The organism is Paenibacillus popilliae ATCC 14706 (genome assembly GCF_000315235.1).
Classification (GTDB): domain Bacteria; phylum Bacillota; class Bacilli; order Paenibacillales; family Paenibacillaceae; genus Paenibacillus_B; species Paenibacillus_B popilliae.
Window position 1 is genome coordinate 15,043 of the sequence record NZ_BALG01000255.1, and the last position, 13,579, is coordinate 28,621.

General features: G+C 55.2%; 15 protein-coding genes. 6 read left to right on the plus strand and 9 right to left on the minus strand.

From position 1 onward, the window contains the following. Positions 1 to 536: 536 nt before the first annotated feature. The gene (locus PPOP_RS15530) at positions 537 to 725 is read right to left on the minus strand and encodes an H-type small acid-soluble spore protein (protein ID WP_006287508.1); all 189 of its coding nucleotides are present in this window, start codon (positions 723 to 725) and stop codon (positions 537 to 539) included. Positions 726 to 887: 162 nt separating this feature from the next. Here PPOP_RS15530 and ku point away from each other — a divergent pair, with 162 nt between their 5' ends. The 3 genes from ku (at position 888) to ligD (ending at position 3,882) form a co-directional block, all read left to right on the plus strand. Further along, on the plus strand, positions 888 to 1,883 hold the full coding sequence (ku, locus tag PPOP_RS15535; RefSeq protein ID WP_006287509.1) for a non-homologous end joining protein Ku: 996 nt from the start codon (positions 888 to 890) through the stop codon (positions 1,881 to 1,883). Next, a complete protein-coding gene (locus PPOP_RS15540) occupies positions 1,883 to 2,878 on the plus strand; it encodes an ATP-dependent DNA ligase (protein WP_006287510.1) in 996 nt (331 codons plus the stop codon). Before ku ends, PPOP_RS15540 begins: the two co-directional genes overlap by 1 nt. 83 nt (positions 2,879 to 2,961) lie before the next feature. Next, on the plus strand, positions 2,962 to 3,882 hold the full coding sequence (gene ligD / locus PPOP_RS15545) for a non-homologous end-joining DNA ligase (protein WP_006287511.1): 921 nt from the start codon (positions 2,962 to 2,964) through the stop codon (positions 3,880 to 3,882). Positions 3,883 to 3,921: 39 nt separating this feature from the next. Here ligD and cls read toward each other — a convergent pair whose 3' ends face one another. Beyond that, entirely contained in the window at positions 3,922 to 5,349 is a 1,428-nt protein-coding gene (cls, locus tag PPOP_RS15550; RefSeq protein ID WP_006287512.1) for a cardiolipin synthase, read from the minus strand. Positions 5,350 to 5,658: 309 nt separating this feature from the next. On the opposite strand from cls, the gene PPOP_RS15555 reads away from it, so the two are divergent. After that, positions 5,659 to 6,813 carry a M23 family metallopeptidase gene (locus PPOP_RS15555; protein WP_006287513.1) on the plus strand — a complete coding sequence of 385 codons (1,155 nt, stop codon included), beginning with the start codon at positions 5,659 to 5,661 and terminating at the stop codon, positions 6,811 to 6,813. A gap of 45 nt (positions 6,814 to 6,858) precedes the next feature. Then, on the plus strand, positions 6,859 to 7,317 hold the full coding sequence (locus PPOP_RS15560) for a bactofilin family protein (RefSeq protein WP_006287514.1): 459 nt from the start codon (positions 6,859 to 6,861) through the stop codon (positions 7,315 to 7,317). Between the two features lie 72 nt (positions 7,318 to 7,389). Here the strand turns inward: PPOP_RS15560 and PPOP_RS15565 are convergent, their stop codons facing one another. Then, positions 7,390 to 7,596: a hypothetical protein gene (locus PPOP_RS15565; RefSeq protein ID WP_006287515.1), complete on the minus strand. Its 207-nt coding sequence runs from the start codon at positions 7,594 to 7,596 to the stop codon at positions 7,390 to 7,392. Positions 7,597 to 7,610: 14 nt separating this feature from the next. Then, positions 7,611 to 7,898 carry a hypothetical protein gene (locus PPOP_RS24505; protein ID WP_234399863.1) on the minus strand — a complete coding sequence of 96 codons (288 nt, stop codon included), beginning with the start codon at positions 7,896 to 7,898 and terminating at the stop codon, positions 7,611 to 7,613. Positions 7,899 to 7,944: 46 nt separating this feature from the next. On the opposite strand from PPOP_RS24505, the gene PPOP_RS24510 reads away from it, so the two are divergent. Beyond that, positions 7,945 to 8,163: a hypothetical protein gene (locus PPOP_RS24510; protein ID WP_234399864.1), complete on the plus strand. Its 219-nt coding sequence runs from the start codon at positions 7,945 to 7,947 to the stop codon at positions 8,161 to 8,163. Positions 8,164 to 8,346: 183 nt separating this feature from the next. Here PPOP_RS24510 and rfbD read toward each other — a convergent pair whose 3' ends face one another. The 5 genes from rfbD to PPOP_RS15595 form a co-directional block, all read right to left on the minus strand. Further along, positions 8,347 to 9,225 (minus strand): dTDP-4-dehydrorhamnose reductase, encoded by an 879-nt coding sequence (gene rfbD / locus PPOP_RS15575; protein WP_006287517.1) that lies wholly within the window; start codon positions 9,223 to 9,225, stop codon positions 8,347 to 8,349. 4 nt (positions 9,226 to 9,229) lie between these two features. Then, positions 9,230 to 9,799 (minus strand): dTDP-4-dehydrorhamnose 3,5-epimerase, encoded by a 570-nt coding sequence (rfbC, locus tag PPOP_RS15580; protein ID WP_006287518.1) that lies wholly within the window; start codon positions 9,797 to 9,799, stop codon positions 9,230 to 9,232. A gap of 716 nt (positions 9,800 to 10,515) precedes the next feature. Next, the gene (locus PPOP_RS15585) at positions 10,516 to 11,109 is read right to left on the minus strand and encodes a diadenosine tetraphosphatase (protein WP_234399865.1); all 594 of its coding nucleotides are present in this window, start codon (positions 11,107 to 11,109) and stop codon (positions 10,516 to 10,518) included. Between the two features lie 610 nt (positions 11,110 to 11,719). Continuing rightward, the gene (locus tag PPOP_RS15590) at positions 11,720 to 12,163 is read right to left on the minus strand and encodes a hypothetical protein (RefSeq protein WP_042229201.1); all 444 of its coding nucleotides are present in this window, start codon (positions 12,161 to 12,163) and stop codon (positions 11,720 to 11,722) included. Positions 12,164 to 12,737: 574 nt separating this feature from the next. Next, the gene (locus PPOP_RS15595) at positions 12,738 to 13,196 is read right to left on the minus strand and encodes a hypothetical protein (RefSeq protein WP_006287520.1); all 459 of its coding nucleotides are present in this window, start codon (positions 13,194 to 13,196) and stop codon (positions 12,738 to 12,740) included. Positions 13,197 to 13,579 lie beyond the last annotated feature (383 nt).

Here is a 13,579-nt window from a genome sequence, read left to right on the forward strand (position 1 = left end):
CTCCACGACATTCAACTGTTACTGACACCTCATTATAACACAAAAACGCCGCCTCTCCTCACAAGCGTCAGGGTAGAGCGCAGCAAGCCCCCGCCGCGATGCAAGAGTAATAATGCGCTTTTTTATGTTCAATAATATTACATGTATGTGGACGATTGCAAAAATTAGTACATAATGAGGATGAGACGAAACGTAACTTTGAGATGGTTGAAAATCTAAGAATGAGGGAGAGAACGCCGAAGGAACTAGACGCCATACCGCACGCCTGTTCCTCAAGGCTGCTGTTTCATTCGGGGGGGAGGTTGTCAACCGCATCGCTGCGAGCAGCCTGAAGATGACGACACTGGATTTCATGGGCGATATATTCTAGGTTATCCTCGCCGTCGTTCCGGCGACGCTCGCGGCCGTGCTGTTTTCCTTGTGCGATCTGCATCTGATCCTAATGACTTGAAGGGAAGGCCGATGCCAGACAACGCGCCTTCCCCTACTTTCCCGCGCCGGTGGAGAAGGCGGAATGCCCAACTCCTGCCGTTCGCTTATTGGTGCGGCTCCTTCAATCGGTCAACCGATACCGTCTCGGTATTGAGCGGGTTGCTGCCGACTTGTACCGTCGCCATTTCATTGGCGACATCCACGCTCTCAATCCATACCGGCTGCTCACCGTCCAGTTGGACAGGAACCGTGTCCTTCATTTCCAAAATATGCTTCGCGCGATGTGCATCCATCGTCAAAACCTCCCTTCCACGACATCTACGTCTTAACGTGACGCAAAGGCGCCTTTTTCATGCATGCGTAGATGAAAGAGAACTATCGCATACTGACGTATAGAGGTAGTCCAGAAAGTCGTCTTTTGAACACTGAGTGAACAGGCGCGAGGGGGATAATTGATGCATACGGTCTGGAAAGGGGCAATCAGCTTCGGCTTGGTCCATGTCCCCGTGAAAATGCATACCGCTACCGAAGACAAAGACATCTCGATGCGGATGATACACAAGGAATGCGGCAGTCCGCTCTCCTATGTCCGCTCCTGCCCAGTCTGCAAAGCAGAGGTGGGCTGGGACGAAATCGTGAAGGGCTATGAGTATGAAAAAGGGAAATTTGTCCTGTTCGGCAAAGACGAACTGGAGCAGTTGCAGGATGATGCAAGTCGGGCAATCGCGATTCTCGATTTCGTCGACCTAGCCGAAATTGATCCAATTTATTATCAGAAGACGTATTTTTTATCTCCCGATCAGGCCGGGAACAACGCCTATCAGCTGCTGCGCGAGGCACTAGTGCAGACAGGCAAGATCGGCATCGCCAAGGTAACCATCCGGGCGAAGAGCAGTCTTGCAGCCATTCGCGTCATCGAAAATTGCCTCGTCATGGAGACGATGTTCTACCCGGATGAGATTCGGGCGGTCACGCAGGTTCCGAATATTCCGGAGCATGTGGAGGTCAACCCGAAGGAACTGGAAATGGCGAAGCTGCTCATCGGTCAACTATTGACCGCCTTTCAGCCGGAGCAGTACGCCGATGAATATCGCCATCGCTTGCTGGAGCGGATCGGGCAAAAGATTGCAGGCAAGGAAGTGCGCACCGCTCCGGCTGCCCAGCCGGCAGCCAGTGTCGTCGACCTCATGGCGGCGCTGCAGGCCAGCATCGAGGCGATGAAGGGGCCGCAGCCAATCGGCACCGACCCGGGCCCGGCGGCGGCGGAACCGAAGCGGCGTAAAAAAGCCGCTTCAGCGCCATCCGCCGATATGGCTTCCAGGGAAACCGCCCCGCGGCGCAAGAAAACGTCCCGCAAGGCGGAAGCCGGCGCGCAAAAGGCGGCCAATAACGGCGAGGAACCGGCCGCCACGGGCGGCACGCGGCGCAAGCGGGCGCAGACGGAGCCATAATGCTGCGGCCGTTCACGGAAGGCTCGAGACAGCCGCCGGATCAGGAGGAACGGAACACCGGAGGCTTCACCAAAGTGCTCCCTCCTTCTCTGGCGCTGCCTGCGACACCCATGTCTCCGCTTCGGAGCGATCGCATCCCGGCAGGTGAAGAATGGCTGCATCAACTGAAATGGGACGGCGTCCGCATGCTCGCCGTATGCGTTCAGGGCCGAGTTCGGCTATTCTCCAAGCGGATGCTGGAGAAGACGTCCATCTATGCGGACGTGACGGCCATGCTGGAAGCGCAGCCCGAGCTTCGGGGCCGTATGCTGCTGCTTGACGGCGAGGTCGTCGTCTTCGATCCGAATCTGGGACGACCTTCTTTCCCGTTGGCACTCCAACGGGAGCGGAAACGCCAGCATCCCGACGGCGCCCTTCCCGCCGTCTACGTCCTCTTCGACGTGCTCGGCATCGGAGAGCGGAATGTGAGGCAACTGCCCTATGAGGAGCGGCACCGCTTGCTGCTGGAACTGTTCCCCGAGAAGCGTCCCGCCTGCTTCGTGGCGGATATTTTCGAGGATGGCGCTCCATTGTGGAAATGGGTGGAGCAGCACGGCTGGGAAGGCGTCGTCAGCAAAAGGCGAAGCTCCCCATACCAGGAGGGCAAGCGTCATCAGGACTGGTTCAAGCATAAGAAGGATCTCCTCGTCGACGCTATGACGGTCGGCTATAGGATCAATAACGGCCGTCCGGCCAGTGTCGTCCTTACTGACTTGGCAGGAAGCTATATCGGCAAGGCGTCCATCGGGCTCGACGAGACCCGCCGGCAGCTGCTGGAAGACTGGGCGACGCGTTATCCGGCCTCGGGCCCGCCCGGAGGACCGATTCCGGCTCTTCGCCGGGAGCCGATTGTCTGGATGAGTGTGCCGATTCCGTGCCGGGCCGCCGCCCTGGAATATACGCCAACCGGGCAGCTCCGCCATCCGCGCATCGATACGCTGCCGCTGCTGAAGTAACGAGAGGCCCGCGATGCGAAAGTTAGGGGGAACGAAATCACAATGCCGAGAATACGGGAGTGCAAAGTCAGGAAGGTGGGACTATGGCTAGAAAAGAACCGCCTGCGTCCTTAATGGTGGAAGGGCATGAAATTCAAATCACGAATCCGAACAAGCTGTTTTGGCCGGAAGCGGGCATAACGAAGGCGGGCTATATCCGGGAAATGATCCGGCTGAGCCCTTATTTGCTGGCGGCGTGCCGCGACCGCTTCCTGACGACGATCCGGTATCCGCACGGCGTTGCCGGGGCATTTTTTTACCAGAAAAACGTGCCGCCTGACGCCCCCTCCTTCGTCGAGACGGCGATGTCCGGGGATATCCGCTATATCATGCTCCAAAATGTGCCTACGCTGCTATGGCTGTCCAATCTGGCCTGTATCGAGTTCCATCCCTCGCTGCACCGCATCGGCGACACGCTCCCAGCCGAGTGGATTATCGACCTGGATCCGTCCGTTCGGGAGGAGGAGCGGATGATGGAGGCCGCCCGGATCGTAGGCGAGGCGATGGAACGGATCGGCATGCGGACGATCCCGAAGACGTCCGGCGCCACCGGCGTGCAGCTTATCGTGCCAATCAAGCGCGGCCCGACCTTCATGCAGCTCCGCGAGCTCGGCGAGATGCTCGCCATCTACCTGTGCGAGCTTCACCCGCAGCTGTTCACGATCGAGCGGCTGAAGAAGAACCGGGGCACCCGCATTTACATCGATTATATGCAGCATGATGCCTCCCGCACGATCGCCGCGCCGTATACGCCGCGGGCGACGCCGTATGCCTCGGTGTCGATGCCGCTTACCTGGGACGAGGTGAAGCGCAATCCGAAGCCGCGCGATTACCACCTGCTCAATGCCGCCGATCGGCTCGCACGAGTCGGCGATCTGATCCGCAATGCCGAGCCGCAGGCGATTGAGCCGATTCTAGAGGCTTTCTCCAGCCACATTCAAGCGCTTTGGTCCCGAAGAGGCTGAATCCGCCTCCACATCCATCGGTCAAGAGATTGCCAGCGGCTACAGGAGAGGAGACAACAACCGCATTATCGCTTCGGCGGCACGCTGTCCACGGGAACGGATGACGAACTGGTTGTAGTCGATCTCGACGCTGTCTTCGAGATCGCGCAAAAAATCTTCCTCCAGCCGTTCGACCGCCGAAGCTTCGAACAGCACCGCGTTGACTTCGAAGTTGCTGAAGAAGCTTCGCATATCGAGATTCGCCGTCCCCACACAACCCAATGTCCGATCCATGAGGAAGGTTTTGGCGTGGGCGAAGCCTTTACGATATTGATAGAAGCGGACGCCCGCCTGCAGGAGCTCCTCCACATAAGAGAGGGATGCCCAATCGACGAAGCGGGAGTCCGACTTGCCCGGAATAATGACGCGGACATCGAGGCCGCTAACGGCGGCCGTCTTGAGCGCGAGCCGCACGCTGGCATCGGGAATGAAGTACGGCGTAATGATCCAGACCCGCTCCCGCGCTGAACTGAGCACGCCGAAGAATAGCTCCTGAATCGCATCCCAGCTTGCATCCGGGCCGCTGGATATCATCTTCACCTGCTCCGTCCCCTTGCATTGATGCGGCGGGAACAGATCCCGCAGCGCCAGCGACTGCTCCGTCACGAACGTCCAGTCGTGCAGGAAGATCGCCTGCAGCGCATAGACTGCATCTCCTTCCACCTGCAAGTGCGTATCGCGCCAAAAGCCAAGCTTGCGGTCCAATCCCAAATAATCGTCTCCGATGTTAATTCCGCCGACAAAGCCGATCCGGCCGTCTATGATAAGCAACTTCCGATGATTGCGATAATTGAGGCGACGGCGGAAAAACGAAACCGACAGCGGCATGAACCAGTGAAATTCCACGCCAGCTTCCTTGAACGTCCGCAAATATTTGCGGCGCAACTCGATGCTGCCGACGCCGTCGACCACGACCCGCACCTTGACCCCTTCCTGCGCCTTGGCGATGAGCGCCTGCTGGAAGACGGTGCCGATGCCGTCGTCCCGCAATATATAGAATTCCATATGAATATGATGTTTCGCTTCCCGAATCGCGATCAGCATCGCTTCGAACGTCGTTTGTCCATTCGTCAGCACCCGCGTCTCGTTGCAGCTCGTAATCGGGCTTTCCGACAAGGTAGAGATGAGAGAGAACAACCGTTCCTGCCCATGCATTTCCGGATTGTTCAGCTCGTCCGGACGACGGACCGTCTCGATGCGGAGATGGCCGATCCGGTTCTCGGGATACGCCCAGCTTCCCCTTTTCCGCATCCGCAACCGGGCCGTATATTCCTGGGCGAGAAAGTAGTACATGACGAAGCCGATCAGCGGAAAGCAGAACAGAATCAGCAGCCAGGCTACCGCCTTGGAAGGATGCTTGTACTCGAGCAGCACGATCGTAAAAATTTGAAATATGTATATGAGTAAGGCGACTATCAGCCATAACATCAACTTTTCTAACCTCCGCCTGTCATTGACCTCGAGCCTTTGCAGGGCTTATTTCTTGTATTACACACCAGAGCGGACTCCCTGTCAACTCTGCCCGTTCGGCTATCCCTGTCTTCTAGTCCCGTCCGGTCACCCCCATCCTTCCCATCTTGTCCGGCTGCCCCTATCCTCTCAGTATTGTGTATTTTTCGGCGCAATCATACGTGTAAAATCCTTTATTCGGACAGATATCCGTTCTGTATAGCAGGGCAAGGGAATAGAGTGCAATAGGTAGACTTTACAGGATTACGCGGAATCTGAGGTGATGTGATGAAAGGGTGTTGGTGGAATGGCCGTATGACACTGCTCGTCATTCGCGACGCGGAACAAGCGGTCAAGCAAATAAATGTGCCGAAAATGCTCGTTGTCTCCTTCCCGATTACCGCCGTCTTGTCGATATCGGGTCTGGTGCTGAGCATGCAGTGGAAGGCCGCGGTGGAGATCCGCGAACTGGAAGGCTTGCTGTCTCATCAGTCCGAAGCGCTTGAAGTTACGGTCAAGAACAAGGACGAAGTGATTCAACGGCTACAAAACGAGATCGTCCACCTCTCTTCGGAGACCGCGGCCGTCAAGCAGCGGATCAATCACATGAGCAGCCTGGAGAAGCAGTTGGAAGACTTCGTAGAAGGAACTTTCGGCGTGTCCAAGGAGAGCGGCGAGGGGCAGCCCCGCTTCGTCCGCAGCACCGCCTGGAACGAACAGCGGCAGGTCGGCGGTGAGGATATAAGGAGCGGTATGGAGCAGATGCTGGAATTAGCCGAGCGATCACAGCTGGATCTCGCCCAGATGAAATGCATGCTGTCCTCCATACAGCGCAGCGCGCCGGCCGTATTGAATCAAGCCCAGAAGAAGCAGGAACTCATCGTGGGAACGCCGTCCGTCTGGCCGGCAAAGTCACGTCGCCTGACCTCCAGCTTCGGGTACCGGAAGGACCCGTTGAGTGGATATGCCGCATTCCATGCCGGCATCGACATTGGCGGCGAGACGGGCGACTCCGTCCTTGCAACGGCCGAGGGGGAAGTGATTGAAGCCGGCTTCAACGCTTCGCGGGGCCATTTTATTATTATCCGGCACGTCAACCAATTGGACACCTGGTATATGCACTTGCAGCGAATCCACGTCTCCGTGGGCGACAAGGTAGACAAGGGCGGTATTATCGGCGCGCTGGGCACGACCGGCCGCAGCACCGGGCCTCATCTCCACTTCCAGATTGTCCAACGGGGCGAGCCGATTGATCCGCTTCTGTTCCTGAGCGATGCAGCCGCCGATACCCCGGCAGAGGGACGGCACGTAAAGGTCTCTGCCGTCTCCGGCGCTTCCGGGAGTTCCGGTCCCGGGAACTCCCCATCCTCCCCGCCATCCGTCACGAGACTGTCGCCGCTTCCGATGTGGATTACGGGAAATGCGCAAGCCTACGGAACATAAATCGGACGCATGCAAGCCAAATCTGTCAAAACAGGAGGGATTACGATGTTTCAACGCTCATCCCAGCGCATCAAGCCGGCGGATACGTTCATCGGCCACGGCACCGATTTGAACGGCACCATTCACTCCCCGTCGAATGTGCGCATCGACGGGAAATTTACGGGCGAGCTGAGCAGCAGCGGCACAATCACCGTCGGCGAGCGCGGAGAGGTGCACTCCATCTTGGCTGCCCGCCATGTCGTCGTCGCCGGCACCGTCGTCGGCGATATCAAGACGACGGGCAAGCTGCTCATCACCTCATCCGGACAGGTGCGGGGTCGCTGCGAATCGGGGCTGCTTGTCGTTGAGGAAGGCGGCATCCTGAATGGCACGAGCATGGTGGAGCGGGATACGAAGGAAGACGCTGCACCGAACGGCGCTGCCGCGGCCCACGATCCGCCCGAAAGGGGACGCGGAGAGAAACAGGACAACAAGACGACTATCGCAGACAAGCAAGCGGTCTAACCAAGCCGCTTGCTTTTTTTCGCGGCCTCACTCTTCCCGATCTGGAGATGATCGGACCCCCTTCCGGATCGGTTAGTGCAGCGAATCATAAGGCAAATTCGTCAGCCGGACACGCCACAGCCGATTCAACGGCGGATGCTTCGCGACACACTGCTCGCACCCGCCTACGGGAACATCGCCGCAGAAGCCCGTCCGAAATATCAGCCTCGCCTCCTCGCTGGCCAACAGGCGCCGGCAGACCAGGCATTTCACTGCCGTGTGCAGCTGCTTCGATCTCATTACCTTGCTCCCCCTCATCCGGAATGGAATGATTCCTGCATCCCCCGCATAGCTGCGCTCTCGCCAGGTTTATTCCCCGCCGAGTCCCCGGTCACGTTCGGCATCGCCTTGGGCCAGGGCGGATAGCGCAGCCGCTCCACCCTGTCTAGCTCCGGGCGGCAGCAGCTTCGCCACAGCCGGCGGGCCTGTTCCTCCGCTGGTTCGGCGGGACGCTCCCGCCAGAGGGGGACCCCGCCGCGCGCCGCCCAGCGCTGCGCGTATTCCGCCACCCGATACGGCACATAGCATACCGGCCGCTTCATCGGTGCAAATAGCTCCGCGAGCGCCGCCAGCGGTTGGCCTTCCACCGTGCCGAGAAGGACGGTGCCGGTCGCCTGCAGCCAGGCGGGAGGCAGATACGCGACATCGGTCGCCGCACCTGCCTTCCCGCTCCCGCGCAGGCGCTCCGTCGAACCGGGCGCAGCCGCCGGCGCGGCCACGATGGCGAGGCGCTCCGCATCCACAAGCGCCTCGCCGCCAGGCCAGGAGCCTGATATGACGACGGCATCGGCACGGCGGACGGCGTAGTCCGCATGCACCGTGCACAGCATGCGGTCGGCGCAGACACGGCGCCAGTGCTCGGCTTCTTCGGCTTCCGGGAGGACGAGCCAGACGTCATGGCCGATCTTCCTCAGTCGCCAGGCCAGGTCCAGCCCCCCCTCCCGCGCTCCCAGTACGGCGCATCGCATGCCTTTCCCTCCTTTGCCGCCATCATTTCTTGCGAACCGGGCCGTTCGCAGCATAGCGGCGCAAATAATCCGCCAGCGCTTCCCGCCATGGGCGCATCGGCGGAAAGCCGTTCAAGCGCAGCGCCCACCCCTCCAAAGCCGAAAAAGACGGCCGCCGGGCAGGACGGGGAAATTGCGATGTCGGCACAGAACGCACCTTGACAGACAACCCTGCTTCCTCCATAATCGCAAGCGCAAATTCATGCCAGGAGCAGCTCCCGGCATTCGTGACATGATACGTTCCATATCGGTTCGTCCGCAGCAGCCGCAAGATCATCTCGGCCAAATCGAGTGTATACGTAGGGCACCCCGATTGATCGTGCACCACTTTCAGCTCCGGCTGAACCGCCGCCTGACGCAGCATCGTCTTGACAAAGTTATTGCCGTGCGATCCATATACCCACGAAGTGCGTACAACAAAGGAGGACGGCTGCAGAAGCTGCACCAACCGCTCCCCTTCCCGCTTCGACGCACCGTATACGCTGATCGGACGAGTGCGGGCCGTCTCGTTGTATGGCTTAGTCGCCCGGCCGTCGAATACAAAATCCGTGCTGACGTAGACGAGCTTCGCGCCGACCCGGCTTGCTGCCGCCGCGACATTGCGCGAGCCGAAGGCGTTAACTTTGTACGCCAGATCCGGATTCAGTTCCGCTTCATCCACCTTCGTGTACGCAGCGGCATGAATGACGGCGGATGGCCGCTCCCGCAGGAACATCTGCAGCACCTCCTCCGCATCCGTCACATCCAGCTCCTGACGGCCATAGCCCCGGGCCGGCACACCATAGCGGCGCAGCACCGCCATCATATCTTTGCCGAGTTGGCCCTCCGCTCCGGTAACGAGTATCATTCCTCCCTGATCCATCGTCTCACCCGCCTCGTTCCAGACTGGGCAGGAAGAACGTCTCGGCGTCTTTCAGCGGTGGAAGCGCCTTGTCCTTGTCCGACATTATCGGACTCGATGCCGGCCACGGTATCCCGAGGGCGGGATCATCCCACCGGATGCCCCGATCCCATTCCGGCGCATAGTGGGCATCCACCTTGTACATCACCTCGGTATCATCCACCAAGGTGCAGAGTCCGTGGGCATAGCCCGGCGGAATATGGAGCTGCCGCTTGTTAGCCGCGCTCAGAATCACGCCGATCCATTGGCCGAACCGCGGAGAGCCACGGCGGATATCGACCGCCACATCGTAGATGGCGCCGGCGAGTACCCGCACCAGCTTCGTCTGCGCCATCGGCTCCAGTTGATAATGCAGTCCGCGAATGGTACCGGCCCGGGCAGAAAACGAATGATTATCCTGCACGAACGGCTGCGGAATACCGGAAGCCCCCCATTTTTCAAAATGATAGCTTTCCATAAAAAAGCCGCGTCCGTCTTCAAACACCTTCGGCTCCAACATCAAAACGCCATCCAGCGACGTAAAGATGATTTCCATCAATTCCAACTCCTTGTTCTGACGAATCGGACGGTTCAGACGCTTGGCCGCCGCGCCCTTATCACGGGAACGCCTCGCCGAGCGCTGATACCTATGTCCTTATCCTATGCAGAACCGCAGCGCAGCGTCTGTATGGCCGGGATCATATCGACGCCTACTTATATCTATGTCTGCAGACGCCGAACGATGATCCCGTAGCGGATCGGCTCAGCCGTTTGATCCTTTCGCCAGAAACTCGGAGAACGTTGTCCGGCTCCCTCGGTACCCGTCCCGCTTCCAGGGCTTTACCTTCGGTAAGCCGAAGTGCCTGAAGCGATGCCTTTCCCGCCGAGAAAGCATCCCCGAACAAGCTAAGCCGGGACTGCATGATCATGGCACCCCGGACGCAACCGGCCTACCAATAATGAGATGGATCCGTCGGTAAAAGACGAGCCCCTACACGAATATATTTTAATTATTCCCTTCGGCTCATCCCTTGCTGTCAATTCATCATATCTAATGATTATCTTGAACTCCCTCAATCAGCGTTTTTCCTAGCACCCATCAAGGCTTAGACATTTCGAAAATTGAGTTCCACACCTCCTCATACTGCATTTTGCTAGACTATTTATGTTCCAAACGACTTTACATGTCTGGTTTTGTTAGGTTCAAACCACGTAGTTGCCTTTCGTTGCATATAAGAAGCTCCCACTATAATAGTGAGAGCTTCTCTTCATTTAACGGTTTTGATAATGGAGGAATAGTTCTTCTTTAATGTCTTTGGGTAATGTAAAACCCCTAAAATTTAAAGATATAAGATCAGCCACTTCGTCATCCATCTTTCTCCATATCTCATTTTCATGAATTTGTTGTCTCATTACCCCATCTTTATGAAATCCCAAAACAGCAATCCCGTAATCCCGTTCTCCCCAAATGGCCCATTGTTTAGATGGAGAAGCCCATACCATTACAAATGAATTAAATAGCAAAGCATCGGGAGGACTTTGATTAGGTTCAACATTAAGCATATCCCAGTAATAATCCTCAGGCATATTTGCTGGTATATGAAGCCAATTATAATAACCAAATTCCTTATAATAATAGGTAACAGGATCTGGATTTAACATACCCATAATTATATAGTCATCATTTGATATAAAGGCAAGATTTCTAAGCACATCTTCAAATGGCCCACCCATTGCATTATCTATATCACAAATATAATAATAATTTAATGGTTCTTTAAAGATTTGTTTAGGTAAACGTTCCTCATATTTTAGTAATTCCTTTACGATTTGAAAAGATTTTTCAAATTCTTTCTTCTCCTTCAAAAATATTTTCTCCACCTCCGTTTCTTGATCAATAGCCTCTCGCAATTTAATAATCCGCATTGGCTCTGGCCTTTCAGCCAGGGTCTTTTATTGTTTCACCCCCAAAGCAGGGATGCGAACAAATTTTCCCCTTGACATTTTTGAAACAACCCCAAAATCGGCGAGAAGGCATTTTTGTTTCCTATCTCTTGAAGAATTGGGTGATTGCTGTGAAACTTGTTTCTCGTTCCCATCAGGACTACTTGACCTTCGTAACTGAATAATTGCACAAGGAGTACATTCAGCAGTTCTACAGCAACCTCGTCTTCTGGGTCACGCCCATCGACCTTTCCTCCACCGCTGCCTTGGTTCGCTCTACCTACTCCCTAAAACCAAAGGCCTCTCACCTCGCGACCCTGCCGACATGCTGCGCAGCACACTGCTCATGACCAAGCTCGGGATGAGCGTGGATGACTGGGTCCTGCGCTTCGCACCATACCCATCTATGCCATTCTCAGCGGTTTCGAGCCGGGCGATACGCCGGGCGTCGGCACCTTTTATGACTTCTTCCGAAGGCTCCAAGATTACGGACAAGCTCGTCTCCCGTGCCCTGCGTGAAGAGAAAATTCCACTACACGCCCAAAGAACACGTTCTCTTGCAGCAACTGTTCCAAACGATGTTCGTCTTGCCTTCTGCGGCGAAAGGGTTGCTTGGCGATACTCGCTGCTTCCGCGTCATCGGCGATGGCTCCCCGGTCGAGACCGGAGCTCGCTCCTTCGGTAAGTTCCTTTGCGACTGCCGCAAGTCAGGCAACTGGAAATGCTCCTGCAAACGGCAATTTTCAGATCCTGATGCCAACTGGGGCTGGGACAGCTGCCGCGAGAAATATGACGGCGCACGCTCTACATGTTCACGGCAGCCGATAGTGCTTCCAATCTGCCCATATACCCGCGATTGTTCCGCGCCAGCCAGCACGACGCCCTCGCGATCTATAGCATGCTGGAACAGGCGTTCCGGGCAAACGGTATACCATGAAATGAAAATTGACTCCGACGGCGTTCCCGTCTGCCCCATTGGACGGAAGATGATTTGCTAAGACAAGTGTTCGGGCCGTCAGCGCACCAAGTGGCGTTGCCCCACCAAGGTTGGCAAATGGGAATGTTCCCCCCCCTGCTCGCCTTCCGATTACGGAAGAACATTCTATACATCCACTGCGGATAACCCGCGTCTCTTTCCGCGTATTCGCCGCGACAGCAAGGAATGGAGAGAACGTTACGCTCTTTGCACCGGAGTCGAACGCTCTTTAAAGCGCCAAAAAATCGACTACAAGCTGGAAGCCTCGGGTGGACGCAGCTCCCGCCATTGGAATATCCGGGTGTACTTGATCGCCATGTGCCAGCATGCCGACGCATGGCTGGAAGAAGCCAAGAAACAAAAACAACAGATGTCCGTTGATAAGTGGCTAAAAGACCTGACAGCCGCTTAATCCCATACGGTTCACAAAGCATTTTTTTTTAAATGCCCGGGTTTTGGGTTCTTCGGCATGCACATTTTTGAAAACAGCTTTCATCTGTGCCATTTCATCAGCTCTTCTTCTTCATTTACCCCTCATTTGGACTCAGAATGCTTGCTTTATTCCGAGCCTCTATTAATCACCTAATCTAATTTTAGAAAAAGGCGTTCTTGAACCATTTGGATAATAATCAGCTGTGCGACTTCCTTGATTGGAGTAATTTCGGGTCGTATATCTAGTATTACCTTTCGTAAAATGAGTTACCCCATTGCTAGTTGTTTTAGTAAAACCACTACTTTCTAAATTTCTTTCAAACGTTTTCTTAGTTACATCCGTCTGAATATTTCTTACACTGCTACCTTTCGTAATATTCTGATAAAGCGATTTCGTACCCTGAACAACATCATCTGCAGCTGACTTCGCTGCCTTTACCGCATCGTCTACATACGGTTTTGCTGCTTTAATCGCATCATCAACATACGGTTTTGCTGCTTTAGCTATAGCGTTACCTGCTGCGGCAATACCTCTAGCCAGTAGAGGATTCCGCTTGTTCCTTACTTTTGCTTCAAAAGCATCAGCGTAACGGCATTGCATAAATGCTTCATAGGAACCGCCTTGTTGCTGTGCAATTCATCCCCCATAAATATCCGCTAGCATGTACCCTTTTGTCATCTCGTTGTGGAGCCAACTTGAGGATACGCCAAACTTTTGCGACATCCATAATACATTATTTATCGGTGGATGAGAAAGTTCTTGTCTGTATGTATCCTTTATTTCCGTCTGAGCCAGCGCTTGACCTTCATGAACCATTTCCCGTGCAAACGAAACATTCGCATTCACCAATAACAACAGAAATACAATTGAAAGTAAACCAAATCTTTTCATATTTTATCCATTAATGTAATATTTTTAAAATTATTATACCATAAAATACTATAATCACAAGAAAGATTTACAAAAAAAAAAAAAAAAAAATA

Coding starts and splice junctions, on each gene's coding strand:
- ku (WP_006287509.1), top strand. CDS start 888: ATGCATACGGTCTGGAAAGGGGCAATCAGCTTCGGCTTGGTCCATGTC.
- rfbD (WP_006287517.1), bottom strand. CDS start 9,225: ATGGATCAGGGAGGAATGATACTCGTTACCGGAGCGGAGGGCCAACTC.
- PPOP_RS24505 (WP_234399863.1), bottom strand. CDS start 7,898: ATGAAGCGGCCGGTATGCTATGTGCCGTATCGGGTGGCGGAATACGCG.
- PPOP_RS15540 (WP_006287510.1), top strand. CDS start 1,883: ATGCTGCGGCCGTTCACGGAAGGCTCGAGACAGCCGCCGGATCAGGAG.
- PPOP_RS15560 (WP_006287514.1), top strand. CDS start 6,859: ATGTTTCAACGCTCATCCCAGCGCATCAAGCCGGCGGATACGTTCATC.
- rfbC (WP_006287518.1), bottom strand. CDS start 9,799: ATGGAAATCATCTTTACGTCGCTGGATGGCGTTTTGATGTTGGAGCCG.
- PPOP_RS15565 (WP_006287515.1), bottom strand. CDS start 7,596: ATGAGATCGAAGCAGCTGCACACGGCAGTGAAATGCCTGGTCTGCCGG.
- cls (WP_006287512.1), bottom strand. CDS start 5,349: ATGTTATGGCTGATAGTCGCCTTACTCATATACATATTTCAAATTTTT.
- PPOP_RS15530 (WP_006287508.1), bottom strand. CDS start 725: ATGGATGCACATCGCGCGAAGCATATTTTGGAAATGAAGGACACGGTT.
- ligD (WP_006287511.1), top strand. CDS start 2,962: ATGGCTAGAAAAGAACCGCCTGCGTCCTTAATGGTGGAAGGGCATGAA.
- PPOP_RS15595 (WP_006287520.1), bottom strand. CDS start 13,196: ATGCAATGCCGTTACGCTGATGCTTTTGAAGCAAAAGTAAGGAACAAG.
- PPOP_RS15590 (WP_042229201.1), bottom strand. CDS start 12,163: ATGGGGCAGACGGGAACGCCGTCGGAGTCAATTTTCATTTCATGGTAT.
- PPOP_RS15555 (WP_006287513.1), top strand. CDS start 5,659: ATGAAAGGGTGTTGGTGGAATGGCCGTATGACACTGCTCGTCATTCGC.